This window comes from Leeuwenhoekiella aestuarii, from assembly GCF_004104055.1.
In the GTDB taxonomy this organism is placed as follows: Bacteria; Bacteroidota; Bacteroidia; order Flavobacteriales; family Flavobacteriaceae; genus Leeuwenhoekiella; species Leeuwenhoekiella aestuarii.
The window spans coordinates 1-14,479 of the sequence record NZ_QOVJ01000015.1 but is presented as its reverse complement, the minus strand read 5'-3'; the positions used below and the strand labels follow the sequence as shown (position 1 = coordinate 14,479).

The window sequence follows — 14,479 nt, the reverse complement described above, 5'->3', positions numbered from 1 at the left end:
AGTGTTCCTAATCCCCCCTTTCAAGCGACACGCTTGCATTGATAATATCAAACACTTTTTAGAATAGTTTCCTCTGCTTGAGGAAAACAAAAAGCCATATTTTATGGGCAAGTATTTCTTAAGGCATCTACTTATAACTCTGTTTCTTTGTGTAGGTTGTAACAATCCCACGCAAAAGAAGGAAGACACTCTAATAGACCAAAAACGGATTTCAAAAACCTTCCGTAAATCGTTGAACAAAGTCCGTCTTGATCATTTTTACATTACACTAGACAGCTTAACCTTTGCTCAGCTCAAGGCGAGCGATTTCATTTTGGAGAATTATGCCAATCTGGATCAGGGTATTCCTGATTTCACACGTATTGATAAAAATTCAACTTCTGCTTACCTGCGAGGAAAGAACCAATACATTGAGCTGTTGGGCCCAGAAAATGCATTTAATGAACCGGTAGGAAAAAGCGGTATTGGTTTCGCTTTAAGCGAAATAAAAGGGTTCTCGCTCGCCAATGTCCCAAAACTTAACGAAACAGGGACTAAATTCCTGAAAGAAGCAGATACGGTTTCTTTTAGAATTAACAGCACCTTATCCGTTTGGTACAAAGCATTTTACACCTACGGAATGGCGACCAATCTCAGTACCTGGTATGCTTATTACAATCCGGAGTTCTTGGAGCATTTACACCAAGAAGAAATCGCAGAATACTCCAGCGAAGAATTTTTAAAAACTGCCTATCATCCCAAAAAATTGTTTAACGAAATTACCGGAATCGAGATGCATTGCAACCGTGCAGACCACTTTAGGATTGCACGCGAACTACAACTCCTGGGATGCTCCCTCGCCGGAAAAAATAATAATGACCTGCTCTATATAGTTGACGGACTCAAATTGAGCATTCGTCTGGATGAAGAGCTTGAAAAGAGTAAGATTACCATCATTGCCGGTACGCTCAATGAACCTGACAATCGAACTTTAGCATTTAAAAATCTGACCATAACAAATACAGGGTACAAAACTGTATGGTTACTCCATTAATCCAAACACTTTAAACACCAAATACTATGAAAATTAAATTTGTAAGCCTTTTAACCCTTTTAATTATTCTTGCCACGGGCTGTAAGGATAAGCCCAAAGAAAGCGAAATGGAAACCGAGGTTGAAGCTGCAGAAGAAACTACTGCGACACCCATTACTATTGAGAAACTGGAAGGTTCGCCTGCCTATGCAGACGCTGCTCTAACTATCACAAAACCTACCACAGAAACCGTTAAACTTACCGAAGGTGGAATCGACTTTGCTTTTGACGTCAAAAATTATGAGCTTGGCGCACAAACCGATTCTGAAATAACCGGAAATCTCGCAAACTCTGCTAAAGGGCAGCACATTCACTTTATCGTGGACAACGATCCCTATTCTGCACATTATGAGCCGACGTTCAAAAAAGAACTGGAAGAAGGCACACACTTTCTGATTGCTTTTTTAAGCCGCTCGTATCACGAGAGTTTAAAAAACCCGAATGCCTTTGTCGCTGAAAAAGTAATTGTAGGTCAGGAGTCTGCTGATGCTCCTGATGTTGACTTCAGTAAACCCACCTTGATATACAGCCGTCCCAAAGGAACCTATAGCGGCGTGGATACCAAAAATCTGTTACTGGATTTTTATCTGTTGAACACCAGCCTCTCAAAAGGTGGAAACTATGTTAAAGCAACCATCAATGGAGTGGAATTTGAGCTGACCGAGTGGGTACCGTATGTTGTAAAAGGGCTGCCTAAAGGAGCCATTAGCATCAAACTCGAACTCCTGGACAAGGACGGTAATGGTATCCCCGGAGATTTCAACACTGTAGAACGCACGGTAACTTTAGAATAACTTTTAGCCGAATCACCCCTAAATATGATTCAAACTCAAAACCTCTCTTTTCAATACTCCCCTACTCTTGAAACCTTGCGGTTTCCGGATATCAATTTGGGAAGGAAGGAAAACCTACTGGTTCTCGGCAAATCAGGAATAGGCAAGACGACTCTGCTGCATCTTATGGCAGGGTTGCTCAAGCCAAAATCCGGAGCCGTTACCGTTGAGGGTATAGAATTGCAGGAACTTTCTGTTAGGAAACGCGACAGATTTACCGGGCAACATATCGGCATGGTTTTTCAAAAGAATTATGCCATTCGCTCACTCAACCTACTGGAAAATCTGGAAGCTCGACTGTATTTTTCCGAAGTCAAAGTCAAAAAAGAACAGTCGCATAACTTGCTGGAACAACTGGGTTTAACAGCTCAAAAATTTAAGAAGGTCAATCAATTGAGTGAAGGTCAACTGCAACGCCTGACTATTGCCCTTGCCGTAGTTCACCAACCCAAAGTGATTCTGGCCGATGAGCCTACCTCCAGCCTTGATGATGTGAATTGCGAGCTGGTGATGCGGCTGCTACTGGAGCAGGCTGCACAGCAGAAGGCCAATCTCATTGTCATTACACACGATACTCGCATAAAACCTCTATTTCAAAACATCATTACGCTATGAACATTTGGAAAATCAGCTTAAGTAATATTTTCCACAAACCGCTGTATGCTTTTCTCAGCGTGCTTTCGCTTTCCATAAGCATCGGGTTGCTGCTGAGTATTCAGCAGCTGGATACTTCCATTCAAAACCAGTTTGAAAACAGCCTGGGCGATGTGGATATGGTGCTTGGCGCAAAAGGCAGTCCATTACAACTGGTGCTCGCAAGTGTGCTGCATATGGACAATCCTACAGGAAACATTTCTTTAACGGAAGCCGAAAAAATTACCAAAAACCCTCTTATCAAAAATGCCGTTCCCATCTCTTATGGTGATAATTACAAAGGCTTCAGGATATTGGGTACAAATAAAGAATTCGCCGATTTATATGAGGCCGAATTTGCGGAAGGTGAAGAAGTCAACCAATCAATGGAAGTGATTTTGGGCAGCACCGTTGCGGAAGAAACCGGCCTAAAAATAGGCGACACTTTTATGAGTTCACACGGGCTTACTGAAAATACTGTTGAAGTACATAAGCATCCCCTGACCGTTGTAGGCGTCTACAAACCTACCTATAAAGTCATTGACAAACTCATTGTTACTCCACTTGAAAGCATATGGGACGTTCACGTACACCGTAAAGAACATCAAGATGAAGAGCACACTGAGAAACACCACGGCGATGTGCAGGGAGCAGCACACCACGAGGAAGAACACGAAAGAGAAATCACTTCGATGCTGGTTTCCTTTCGCAACGCGATGGGTACGTTAACCATGCCCAGACGTATCAATAAAGAAACCAGTATGCAGGCCGCATTACCCCGATATGAGCTGGAGCGTCTGTTTAATTTCACAGGAATTGGTGTAAGAGCTATCTCGTGGATTGCCTATATCATTCTAGCGATATCGTGTATAACTATTTTCATAAGCCTGTTTAAAATGATACAGGAGCGTGCTTTTGATTTGGCGCTGATGCGTACCTACGGGGCAAGCAATTTTCAGCTCATTCGTATCGTTGCTTACGAAGGTTTTCTGCTCGTGCTCATAGCTCTTGTTACCGGAGCCCTGCTATCACAAGTAGGATTGCATCTTGCGTTTTCGGCATTCAAGCATGGCTATAATCAAGATATCCTTTTAAAATTCCCCTGTGTACAAATGGTCAAAACCGTTGTTTTAATACTCATAATCGTAACCATAGCCATAGTTCTGGCCATCCTGCCCATTTTAAAAATGAACGTTTCAAAAATATTGAGCAATGCAAAATAAATGTTGTCTTTTTATCCTTCTGCTTGTTTCATTTTTTGGGTTTAGCCAAAAAAACATCATCTGGGAAGATCTCGCCCAAATAAACTTTGAAGAAAAATATTTTGCCACATACGGAGCGTATTTTCTGTATCCTCATTTTGGGAGTGTCCTTAAAGCACTGGAAGGCAAAGAGGTAAGCATTACCGGATTCTTTTTGAATATAGACCCCGAGAATGACATTTACATTCTCTCTAAATCACCTATGTCATCCTGCTTTTTCTGCGGTGCTGCGGGACCCGAAACAGCAATCGAACTTCAGTTTGACAATCCATCGGGTTTTAAAACCGATGATGTGGTGACCGTGACCGGAGTGCTCAACCTCAACGCAGATGACATCAATCACTTCAATTATATTTTAACCAATTGCAAGGCAAAACGCCCGTAATAACTCCTATTAAATCTATTTTAATGAACCGAAGAAACTTTTTTAGAAACACCACACTGGGTGCTCTGGGTACCACGTTGTTAGCTCCGTTTGATTCGCTAAAAGCCACAGAACACGCCTTAAGCTTTAAGACTAAAAAGGCAAAGAATATCATTATGCTCGTAAGCGATGGGATGAGCACCGGTACGCTGAATATGGCTGATTTACACCAGCATCGTCATACCGGAAACTCCAGTAACTGGATGCAGTTATACAAAGACAATAAAGTAACACGAGCCCTTATGGATACCGCATCGGCTAGTTCTATTGTGACCGATTCTGCAGCGGCAGCCTCTTCGTGGGGCGGTGGAGTACGCGTACCCAATGGATCCCTCAATGTGAGTAAAAATGGTGAAGCCCATCTGCCGCTTTGGCAAAAGTTTAAACAAGTAGGTAAAAAGGCGGGACTAGTAACCACAGTTCCTGCGACACACGCCACACCGGCAGGATTCTGTGTCAACTCCAAATCACGAAATGCAATGGATGAAATTGCCGAGATGTATCTCGAGCAGCAGTTTGATGTGGTTATGGGCGGCGCTCAGACTAACTTTTCTGCGGAAGGCCGAAAAGATAATAAAGATCTGTTTCGGGCCTATGAAAATGCGGGTTATCAGGTTTTTAAAAACCGCGGTGAGATGCTCCTTGCGAAACACGGGAAGCCGATTCTAGGCGTCTTTGGTAGTGGTGCCTTACCCTACTCCATTGATCGCGAAAATGACGAGACCTTGAAATCAGAATCTCCCAGTCTTTCCGAAATGACTCAGACAGCCATTGACGCGATGAAAGATCATAAACAAGGCTTTACCCTGCTTGTGGAAGGAGGGAAAGTAGATTGGGCTGCCCACGGTAACGACATTGCGGGGCTCATTTATGACCAGATTGCTTTTGACGAGGCCATAAAAACAGCAATGGATTTTGCTGAAAAAGATAAAGAAACTCTGGTGATCATCACCACAGATCACGGAAATGCAAATCCCGGTGTGATCTATGGAAAAGATGCCAACACCAATTTTGATTCAATTCAGAGTTACAAACATTCTAACGAGTGGATTTTAAATGGTTTTAATCCTGATACCTCATTATCCCAAATCAAGGAGCGTATCAATTACGCCAATGGTATAGGAATTACAGATGAGGAGGCCCAGACAATCATACAGTATTATGACGATTTGGTGGCAGAAGATGGGGTCTACAATCCCAGACACTTACCCTTTGCTATCCTTGCCGAGATTCAGAAGCATTACAATTCGGTGGGATGGATCAGTATGCAGCATTCGGCAGATTATGTCGAACTTGCCATGTATGGGCCCGGTAGCGATCAGTTGAAACCTTTTATAAAAAACACTGACCTACACTACCTGATGCTCAAAGCAGCAGAGGTTGAAAATAACTTCTAAAGCTATAACAAAAGCTATTTTAATATTATAGATTGACCTGAATATCTAAGCAATACGGACCCTAAACAAATCCATAAACCAAATGCTCAGAATTTAAAAGCAAAATACTTAAACTATTTTGGCCTTTATTCTTGAAAGAAAATACTGCGATACATACCAAATCTTATTAATTAGCTCGAAATATAGACTTCCTTTCTTTTGCAAGCATACGGTATTATTTACCAATTGCAGGGCTACTTGAATAAGTAGAATCAATTGTTTATTTAAAAAGAACTAGTCGTTATGAAAGCATTCATTTCTTCCGAAAATTAGGCTCTGTCCAATACAATCAATAGGTTTTAATGGAAAAGACTTGCGTATACTATATGTGAGCTCAAATCTTTGTATATATCTGTTACACTTAATGAGTCTCTGCGGTTATAACTACTAATGTACAAGCAGTCTTTTGTCTGTTTTATATTGAAACAAAAAGAATCCAACATTCGCATTTTGTTGGATATAAAAGGTACTTCAACTACTTTTAAAGCAGAAACATGGGGTTTAAGACAGACTGACTAAAGGTAGGGCTAAGTCTACAGATTGACAAGAAGAAACAATGGCCAGCTTAAAAACATTTTTTAATAATCTGACACCAATTTCTACGGAAAGCTGGGATCAATTTTCGGCATTGTTCACACCCAAAGTTTTGAAAAAAGGCCATTATTTTATTATTGAAGCCAAAAGAGCTAAAGAAATAGCTTTCTTAGAAAATGGTATTATACGGTCGATTTACCGAGACGAGGAAGCCTTTGAATACAATAAGCATTTTTTTATCAATCCTTGTTTTATCGGTGGTTATTCCTCTTTGATAACAGGCTATCCTAATCAGATTATTCATCTGGCATTAACAGATTGCAACATACTTGTGGCAAGGTTTACAGACCTGCAAAAATTATATGAAACCTGCCCTGACATTGAACGCGGTGCTCGAATTTTAGCGAACAGTTTTTCCTACAAAAAGAACAGCCGGAAATTGAAATTGTATTATTAAGTGCTGAAAAACGGTATCAGATATTTTAAGAAGAATTTCCCGTGCTGAAAAAACTCATTCCGCAATACCCCATCGCGTCTTACCTAGGCATCACACCCACACAGCTTAGCCGAATTTGAAAAAAAATGTCCGAGAAGTAGCATTTATCAACCTATGTAAATGCAATATACTTTTGCTTTCTTCAAGTTTGCCATATTAAAACGACAATACAGGATCTAGATTTGGTAGTTAGAACTTTTAAAAGAGTTTTAAATGATGAAACACACTTAATAGCTCTTAAATAAAAACTCTTGGTATAAAATAATTGCGGTATAGTGCTTACTCAAAGCTCATTGCGTGTTTACAACTATAATAAAGGTTAATTCCTCTGAGACCAAGCCCCAGAGGAATTATTAGATCTACCTTTCTGCCTACAACATAGATTTGATCATCACTTCATAACTATGACTGTAGATCTCAAAAACCACCCCAAATGGATCTTCCACGTAAACCATCTTATACGATTTATCATCAGGAAAAAGATCTGTTACTGGCATTCTTTGTTGCCCTCCTTGTTCTACTATTTTTTTAGTTAAATTTTCTACATCCGGGTCTTGCACTGCAAAGTGAAAAAGTCCGGTATCAAACGGTTTAAAACCGGGACCTTCCTTAATTCCGTGCGGGAAGGAAAATAACTCTATGCCTATGCTGTCTGAAGTTGACAGATGTGCAATATCAAATTCGTCCCAATCCTCACCGAAAACCGCTTTGGTCATTTGCCCCATTCCACTTTCTTTTTTGACGTTCATCGGAGGCATAATAACATACCACCCCATTACCTCTTTGTAAAACTGTACCGCTTTATTTATATCCGGAACGGTAATTCCTATATGGGAAAAAGATCTTGGATATTTAATTTCATTCATTTGTTTAGGATTTTAATTATTTAGAGTGAAGAGATTGGAATACTCACTCATTAGAATTGTTTTTATTTTAAAGCATTCCTCCAGATACACTGATTCTTTCTCCTGTAACCCAAGCTGCTTCATCTGAAGCAAGAAAAACAGCAACTTTTGCAATATCTACCGGTAAGCCAATACGTCCCAATGGCGTCTGATCGAGATAATATTTTTCCATCGCACTACCTGGTCTGCCATCTGCCGTAGAACCTTCTGACTCTGTCATACCCGGTGCAATGGTATTAACCCTGATATTTTTAGGACCCAGTTCTTTAGCTAATGTTTTTGCAATGCTATCCACACCTGCTTTAACAGCGCAGTATATTAAAGTCCCCGGGATAGGATTGAGACTTATCGTTGAACTTAAGTTAATGATGCTACCCCCTTCTTTACCAAACATTTTTACCGCCTGCTGTGAGGTAAACATATGTGCCATTAGTCCGGTACGTATTTGTAACAAAAAGCTTTCCTCGCTAATATTCTCCAGCATTTCATACCTCCATACACTGGCATTATTTACCAGGATATCTAAGCTACCATAAGCCTTTTTAGTTTCCTCAAAAAGTTTTGTTATATCTGTGATGTTAGATATATCGGCTTGTACCGCCATAGCTGTTCCACCATTTTGCATTATCTCATCTACCACTTTATCTGCATATTCTTTGCTTGATGAATAATTCACCACTACGCTTGCTCCTTCTCTTGCAAATTCTTTAGCTATTCCAGCGCCTATGCCTTTTGATGATCCGGTGATTACCGCCACTTTACCTTTAAGTTTCATATTTCTGTTATTAAATTTTAATATTACAATTGACCTCCGGCAACTTGGATTCTTTCTCCTGTTACCCAGCCAGCATCATCTGATGCCAAAAAGACGGCCACCTTAGCAATGTCTGTAGGTTGTCCTATACGACCAAGAGGAACCTGTGCTAAAAGCTGCGCTTCCCATTCTCCTCCCATAAAGCCTTTTTCGTGGGAGCCTTCTGTTTCAGTAATGCCGGGTGAGATGGTATTAACCCGTATCTTCTTAGGTCCGAGTTCCTTTGCAAGGACTTTGGTCACGTTGTCCACAGCAGCTTTTGTCGCCGCATAAATCAGAGTTCCAGGCATAGGGTTTGTACTAACGGTAGAACTAATATTGATAATACTTCCCCCGGAACTGTCCATTAAGGATGCTGCTTTTTTTGTACACAAAATGGTCCCTATCAAATTGGTATCGAGATTAGCCTGTAAAACTTCAGTTGTAATGTCTTCCAGCAAAACAATATCATAAATACCGGCATTATTAACCAGTATATCTATTCTTTCAAATGCTGTTATAGTCTCATCAAATAGGCGCTTAACGTCATCCGATTTAGAAACATTTGCCTGTATAGCGATTGCATTACCGCCAAAATTTATAATTTCTTCTACAACTTTTTTTGCCCTCACTTGATTCTGTGCGTAGTTGACGACCACTTTTGCTCCTGCCATTGCAAATGCTTTGGCAATCCCGGCACCAATGCCTTTAGATGAACCTGTAACTATTGCTACTTTATCTTTCAATTGTAAATTCATTTTTACATACTTTTTGTTGGAACAAACTTAGATAGTATGTATACTTGTGACAAGTATGTACTAAAATGTATCTTACCTACTAAAAGGTATGTATTATTGATTATCAAATACTTAATTCAATATAAAATGAAGAAAAAAAGTAAAAAATGTTCTGAGGCTCCTACTTGTTCGGTAGATTATGCTTTTAGACGTATTGGAGGAAAGTATAAAGGCAGGATTTTATGGGCATTACACGAAAATAACATGCTGCGTTATGGGGAGTTGGGAAGAAATCTATCTGACATCACCACTAAAATGCTGACACAAACCCTCAGGGAAATGGAAAAAGATAATTTAATCAATAGAAAAGTCTATCACCAAGTCCCCCCAAAGGTGGAATATTCATTATCAGAAATTGGTAAAGAACTGATTCCATTCATTAGTTACCTTAAGGAATGGGGAGATAAAAAAATGGGAAGAAGCTAAAAAAACATTTTAGCTTAGGATTCAGAAACTTATTCAAATAAAAACACTACCGCCAACACGATGCATAGCCAATTACGGCTGAATACTTAATTACTATTCAATGTTTTAGCTATATTTATTTTAAGTAGACATAACCTGGTAATACACCTGTGAACTGTCTACGCTAAAAACCATTATCTACAAATTAAAAAAATGAATAGGTCAAAAGTTATAAACGTGTATTTAATAGCATCTTTTTTAGTTTTAAATAGTTGTACTAATGAAGATAGAGTTCTGGGACTAAATCAGCCCTTAGGTATCACGTCCTGGGAGTTGATCACTGAACTTGAAGGTGTAAACATCGATAAGGCTTTTCGGCTTCACATAGATAAAGACAAAGTGCTTTGGGTTGGTACTTTTGGTAACGGATTGATAAAAATTCAAGGTGAAAATGCATCGCAACTGACTACGGAAAACTCTCAAATACCTGATGATATAATCTATTCTATAGCTTCTGATAGTAACGGATTCGTTTGGGGAGGAACTGTAAATGGGTTATTCAATTATAAAACTGACATAACAATATATAATTCATCAAACTCAGCTATGACCTTAGATAAGGCATTTAGTGTTGCAGTAGATAAAACAAATACAATATGGTTTGAAAACGGTAATGCAGAAGAAGGAGGGCTTATAAGATTTGATCAAACCGAAAATAATTGGCAGCTGTTTACACCTGATAATAGTGATATTCCTAATGGCATTATAAATGATATTCATATCACTGAAGACGGAACCGTATGGACGGGTCACGGAATGGTTAATGGTGACGGTGGCATCTGGAAAAAAAGTACGGATGGGCAGGAAAAGGTATACAATACAGATAACTCCAATTTAAATTACAATTGGATAACAACCCTAAAAAATGATGCATCAGGCTCTATATGGTCAGGAACTGATGCTGCTGTTTACTTAAATGATATAAACCTTCACGGAGGAATACAAAATTTAATCAACAATGATTTTAAGGATCATAATCCGGCAAAGTCAGGTGAAGCAACCAATCGAGTCACCGCTATGGAGTTTGATTGCAATGGAAATCTTTGGGTCGCTACATCTACAGAACCACAATTTAATTTAGGGTACGAATTATCGGTTTATAACGGAGAAAAATGGTTTGTACTATCTAGTGAAATTGAAAATTTCCCTAATTTATACATTAGTGATATAGAGATTGATGGAGAAACCGTATGGCTTTCTGCACCTGATTATGGTCTAATAAAAGTAAGTTTTAAGTGTAATTGAAAAATTCTAGAGAAAGCACGGTATATAAAATCACAGCTTATTTGAGGAAGGCAGCGATGCAAAAACAAAATAAAATAGAAGTAATAAAAATCATTAAGGAATGAATTGGATCCTGCTAATAATTGCTGGACTATTTGAAGTTGCATTTGCAGCTTGTCTAGGAAAAGCAAAAGAATCGACTGGAATTGAAGCTACCTATTGGTATATCGGATTCCTGATTTGTTTAGGGATGAGTATGTTTTTACTGGTGAAAGTAACTCAGCAATTACCTATAGGAACTGCTTATGCAGTTTGGACAGGAATTGGTGCCGTAGGAACAGTTTTAGTTGGAATTTTATTTTTTAAAGAACCAGTTACACTGTGGAGATTATTTTTTATAACTACATTAATATGTTCAGTTATAGGGCTCAAAGTAGTATCAAACTAATTCGACTAAAAAGTAAAACCACATACTCCCCACACCGATATATTTTTAACAACGGATATTTTGTCAACAGGTAATTTGCTACAGCAATAAACAAAAAGGTTAAGCCGATAACTAAGCTGCCAGTATTAGGAGTAGCTTTTTTAATCCCATATTTTTGGTCTATCAATTTTCATTGCTCTTAAATACGACAAGAATTGTCCTGCGTGAACAGATTCGTGATATCCAATACGCAATAAATATTTCACAAGGATTTTCTTACTTCCATTTCCAGGATGTACAATTTCGGTTTCGTTTAATTTCTTATCTGAAAACTGTCTAATACTTTCTAAAAATGTTTTTCTAAATGGCTCAGCAAATTCAAGTTCATTTCTTAGGTTTATGAATGGTCGGTTTTTCCAAGGAGCTTTGTAATTGGTCATATCTCCCTGATTAATAATGATATTCCAGCCACAATCAGCCTTTAAAACGTGTCTTATCATTTCTGATACACTCATTGCTTTTTGGTCAGGTTTCCAATTATAATATTTTTCAGGTAGTCCACTCCAAAGTTTCATACTTCTTCTCCTTATTTCAGTGAAGTTTAAAATAATGAGTTCTGATTGGGTCATTTTCTTTGATTTAGAGAATAGAGTTTCAAATTGCAGCCAAGGCAGTCTGTCTTAAAACCACCAGTTTAAACTTTAAAAATAGTTGAAGCGCCTTCGATATCAAATAAAAAGCGAATATTGGGTTATTTTTTATTTTAAGAATGTAGTTTAACCTTATACTTCTTGTAAAGATCTTAAATCTTAATGAGCACTTAAACGTACAAATAGGACAATCAAGAGCTGTAAATATAACCTAAGATTCAACAACCTTTTAAGATTATAATCCAGAACCATCAGTCCTCAGTCTACCAACACTACTTGTTCTCCTGTTTTTGGCTCATAGCAGGCAAACTAACAACCCGCTCAGTCAATACAGCTTTTATGCTGGGTTGCCAATAGGTTTTTTCAATTGCCAAAAGTGGATTGCCCTAAGGTTTTATTTCAAAATTGAGCCTAAATGATTTAATTTTTGAATAAAATCTTTGTGGAGTAGTCTTTTTATGGGTAGATTATAAATACTACAGAAATTAGAATTATACAGCATCCTAAAAACTGGTTATGTTATTATTTTAATAATGTTATTCTCTCAAAGTTTTTTGGATCTTTTAATTAAATACATTTAAGTACTCGATATTTTAAAGTACTATGATCACTAAAAACATTGCGCTAATAGGATCGGGTGCAACTGCACTCTATTTTTTAAAACATCTGGCCGATAATGTCTATAATCTTAAATGCAGTGTTGAAGAGATTGCGGTGTTTGAAAAAGGGATTTATATGGGAATGGGTATGCCTTACAATCCTGAAACTACCGATAGGTATAACCTAGCAAATATCTCTTCAGAAGAAATTCCAGAACTTCCGGAGAGTTTTGGAGACTGGTTACGTAAGCAAGATATTGAGACCTTAAATGCATACAATATCAAGGTTTTCCCTATAGACGATGCTGAAGTGTATAGTCGTATCGCGTTAGGTGCGTACTTTCAGGAACAGTATAAGGTACTTATCAAAAGATTGACTAAAAAGGGTATTCAGGTAAATCAGATTCAGGAAGAAACAGTAAAAGACATTGTTTTTAATGAAGAACATAAAAGCTGGATTATAAAGACCCAAAAGCTTGATTTTCTAAATTTCCACAAGGTTATCATCGCTACCGGTCATCAATGGGAGCAAAAAGATATAGTCGCAATCAACTATTTTTCATCCCCCTGGCCCATTCATAAGCTGCTGCCTCAAAAAGGAACCTATTATACAAAACCCATAGGTATTTTAGGTGCTTCCTTAAGTGCATTTGATGTGGTTACTTCGTTATCCCATAGACACGGCACGTTTCAAAATAGAAATGGCGAACTCACTTTTAAACTGAATCCTCAAGCTAAAGGCTTTAAAATTCTCTTACACGCTTCTAGTGGCTGGCTTCCACATTTACAATATGAGCAAGAATATCCCAAGCGTGAAATCTATAGACACACTACACGTAAAAAGCTACTGACACTTAGAGATCGTAACGGATTTCTTAATATTGACACCTTTTTTGATAAGGTTTGCAGACCCGCATTGATCAGGGCTTTAAAAAAAGATAAACTGCTCGAATTGGCTAAAAATCTAGAAGTTGACCAAACCGGTTTTAAAGATTTTATTCAATGCATGTCTGACTTGCATGAGTATACAGATTCATTTGAAGGAATGCGAAAAGAACGCGTCGCAGCGCGCAAATCGATTGAGGAGAAAAAACCTATACACTGGAAAGAAACTCTAGACGATTTGATGTACTGCTTAAACTTTCACGCAGAACTTTTATCCGCAGAAGATCATCTCTTTTTCAAGCTTGAAGTAATGTCGTTTTTGATGAACGTTATTGCAGCCCTACCTCTTTCTTCAGCAAACATACTTCTTGCGCTTTATGATGCAGGTTGTATTGACTTAATCTCCGGTAAAGTTACCAGAATTGATCCCAATGCGAAAAAACAGATCACAGTTCTAAAAGTTGAAAAAGAAGACGGTACAGCAGAAACGTATGCATATACTATGTTTGTAGATTGTACCGGTCAAAAAAACTTAGAGATATCTCAATTCCCCTTTCCTGCTCTTGTAAAAAATGGAAAAGTAAGGAAAGCAAGAGCTGCCTTTGTGAATGATGAATGTGTTAAAGAACTTTCCTGTAAAGTAGATAAGGATTTAATTTTCAAAGAAAATACTATTTCTTACCTCTATACAGGAGGTGTAGATATCGACGCTGGATATCGCCTTGTAGCTGCGAATGGAAATCCAAACGACTCCATTTATGATATTAGTTTTACACACACTTCGGGTTGCAGGCCATATTCCTATGGATTACAAGCTTGCGATGCAACTAGTAAAATTTTGATCGAATTATGGCGCTCTACAACTTTAGAAAATTCAAAAGACCCTATTGAAATTGAGGAAATATCCAAAATTTATGATGAAGAAAATATCTAAAATGAATTTAAAAGGTGATAAAAGATATTCGGCTAGTTATGCTTATATTTTATGAAAAATGATAAATAGCCTTCATGCTTTCTTTTAATCTCGAATCATCTTGTTTGTGG

15 protein-coding genes are annotated in these 14,479 nt (G+C 38.2%); 11 read left to right on the top strand and 4 right to left on the bottom strand.

The window, feature by feature from the left end; all coding sequences use genetic code 11:
* The first annotated feature begins 103 nt into the window (after positions 1 to 103).
* The 7 genes from DSM03_RS18355 (at position 104) to DSM03_RS18325 (ending at position 6,651) form a co-directional block, all read left to right on the top strand.
* The gene (locus DSM03_RS18355; protein ID WP_128762961.1) at positions 104 to 1,033 is read left to right on the top strand and encodes a DUF5829 family protein; all 930 of its coding nucleotides are present in this window, start codon (positions 104 to 106) and stop codon (positions 1,031 to 1,033) included.
* Between the two features lie 26 nt (positions 1,034 to 1,059).
* Entirely contained in the window at positions 1,060 to 1,866 is an 807-nt protein-coding gene (locus DSM03_RS18350; RefSeq protein ID WP_128762960.1) for a hypothetical protein, read from the top strand.
* A 24-nt stretch (positions 1,867 to 1,890) separates the two neighbouring features.
* The gene (locus DSM03_RS18345; RefSeq protein ID WP_128762959.1) at positions 1,891 to 2,520 is read left to right on the top strand and encodes an ATP-binding cassette domain-containing protein; all 630 of its coding nucleotides are present in this window, start codon (positions 1,891 to 1,893) and stop codon (positions 2,518 to 2,520) included.
* On the top strand, positions 2,517 to 3,761 hold the full coding sequence (locus DSM03_RS18340) for an ABC transporter permease (RefSeq protein ID WP_128762958.1): 1,245 nt from the start codon (positions 2,517 to 2,519) through the stop codon (positions 3,759 to 3,761). The genes DSM03_RS18345 and DSM03_RS18340 overlap by 4 nt, the downstream gene beginning before the upstream one ends.
* Positions 3,751 to 4,185: a hypothetical protein gene (locus tag DSM03_RS18335; RefSeq protein ID WP_128762957.1), complete on the top strand. Its 435-nt coding sequence runs from the start codon at positions 3,751 to 3,753 to the stop codon at positions 4,183 to 4,185. Before DSM03_RS18340 ends, DSM03_RS18335 begins: the two co-directional genes overlap by 11 nt.
* A gap of 23 nt (positions 4,186 to 4,208) precedes the next feature.
* Complete coding sequence (locus DSM03_RS18330) at positions 4,209 to 5,621, top strand: alkaline phosphatase (RefSeq protein WP_128762956.1); 1,413 nt, start codon at positions 4,209 to 4,211, stop codon at positions 5,619 to 5,621.
* Between the two features lie 595 nt (positions 5,622 to 6,216).
* A complete protein-coding gene (locus tag DSM03_RS18325; protein WP_201740481.1) occupies positions 6,217 to 6,651 on the top strand; it encodes a Crp/Fnr family transcriptional regulator in 435 nt (144 codons plus the stop codon).
* Positions 6,652 to 7,061: 410 nt separating this feature from the next.
* Here the strand turns inward: DSM03_RS18325 and DSM03_RS18320 are convergent, their stop codons facing one another.
* The 3 genes from DSM03_RS18320 to DSM03_RS18310 all read right to left on the bottom strand — a co-directional run bounded on the left by DSM03_RS18320 (position 7,062) and on the right by DSM03_RS18310 (position 9,146).
* Positions 7,062 to 7,556: a VOC family protein gene (locus DSM03_RS18320; RefSeq protein WP_128762955.1), complete on the bottom strand. Its 495-nt coding sequence runs from the start codon at positions 7,554 to 7,556 to the stop codon at positions 7,062 to 7,064.
* A gap of 67 nt (positions 7,557 to 7,623) precedes the next feature.
* Entirely contained in the window at positions 7,624 to 8,370 is a 747-nt protein-coding gene (locus tag DSM03_RS18315) for an SDR family NAD(P)-dependent oxidoreductase (protein WP_128762954.1), read from the bottom strand.
* Between the two features lie 23 nt (positions 8,371 to 8,393).
* Complete coding sequence (locus tag DSM03_RS18310; RefSeq protein ID WP_128762953.1) at positions 8,394 to 9,146, bottom strand: SDR family NAD(P)-dependent oxidoreductase; 753 nt, start codon at positions 9,144 to 9,146, stop codon at positions 8,394 to 8,396.
* A 126-nt stretch (positions 9,147 to 9,272) separates the two neighbouring features.
* On the opposite strand from DSM03_RS18310, the gene DSM03_RS18305 reads away from it, so the two are divergent.
* The 3 genes from DSM03_RS18305 to DSM03_RS18295 all read left to right on the top strand — a co-directional run bounded on the left by DSM03_RS18305 (position 9,273) and on the right by DSM03_RS18295 (position 11,322).
* The gene (locus DSM03_RS18305) at positions 9,273 to 9,611 is read left to right on the top strand and encodes a winged helix-turn-helix transcriptional regulator (protein WP_128762952.1); all 339 of its coding nucleotides are present in this window, start codon (positions 9,273 to 9,275) and stop codon (positions 9,609 to 9,611) included.
* A 192-nt stretch (positions 9,612 to 9,803) separates the two neighbouring features.
* A complete protein-coding gene (locus DSM03_RS18300; RefSeq protein WP_128763432.1) occupies positions 9,804 to 10,895 on the top strand; it encodes a ligand-binding sensor domain-containing protein in 1,092 nt (363 codons plus the stop codon).
* Positions 10,896 to 10,995: 100 nt separating this feature from the next.
* A complete protein-coding gene (locus tag DSM03_RS18295) occupies positions 10,996 to 11,322 on the top strand; it encodes a DMT family transporter (protein ID WP_128762949.1) in 327 nt (108 codons plus the stop codon).
* Between the two features lie 140 nt (positions 11,323 to 11,462).
* Here the strand turns inward: DSM03_RS18295 and DSM03_RS18290 are convergent, their stop codons facing one another.
* A complete protein-coding gene (locus DSM03_RS18290) occupies positions 11,463 to 11,930 on the bottom strand; it encodes a DinB family protein (protein ID WP_128762948.1) in 468 nt (155 codons plus the stop codon).
* Positions 11,931 to 12,554: 624 nt separating this feature from the next.
* Here DSM03_RS18290 and DSM03_RS18285 point away from each other — a divergent pair.
* Positions 12,555 to 14,369, top strand: a complete 1,815-nt coding sequence (locus tag DSM03_RS18285) for an FAD/NAD(P)-binding protein (protein WP_128762947.1) — start codon at positions 12,555 to 12,557, stop codon at positions 14,367 to 14,369.
* Positions 14,370 to 14,479 lie beyond the last annotated feature (110 nt).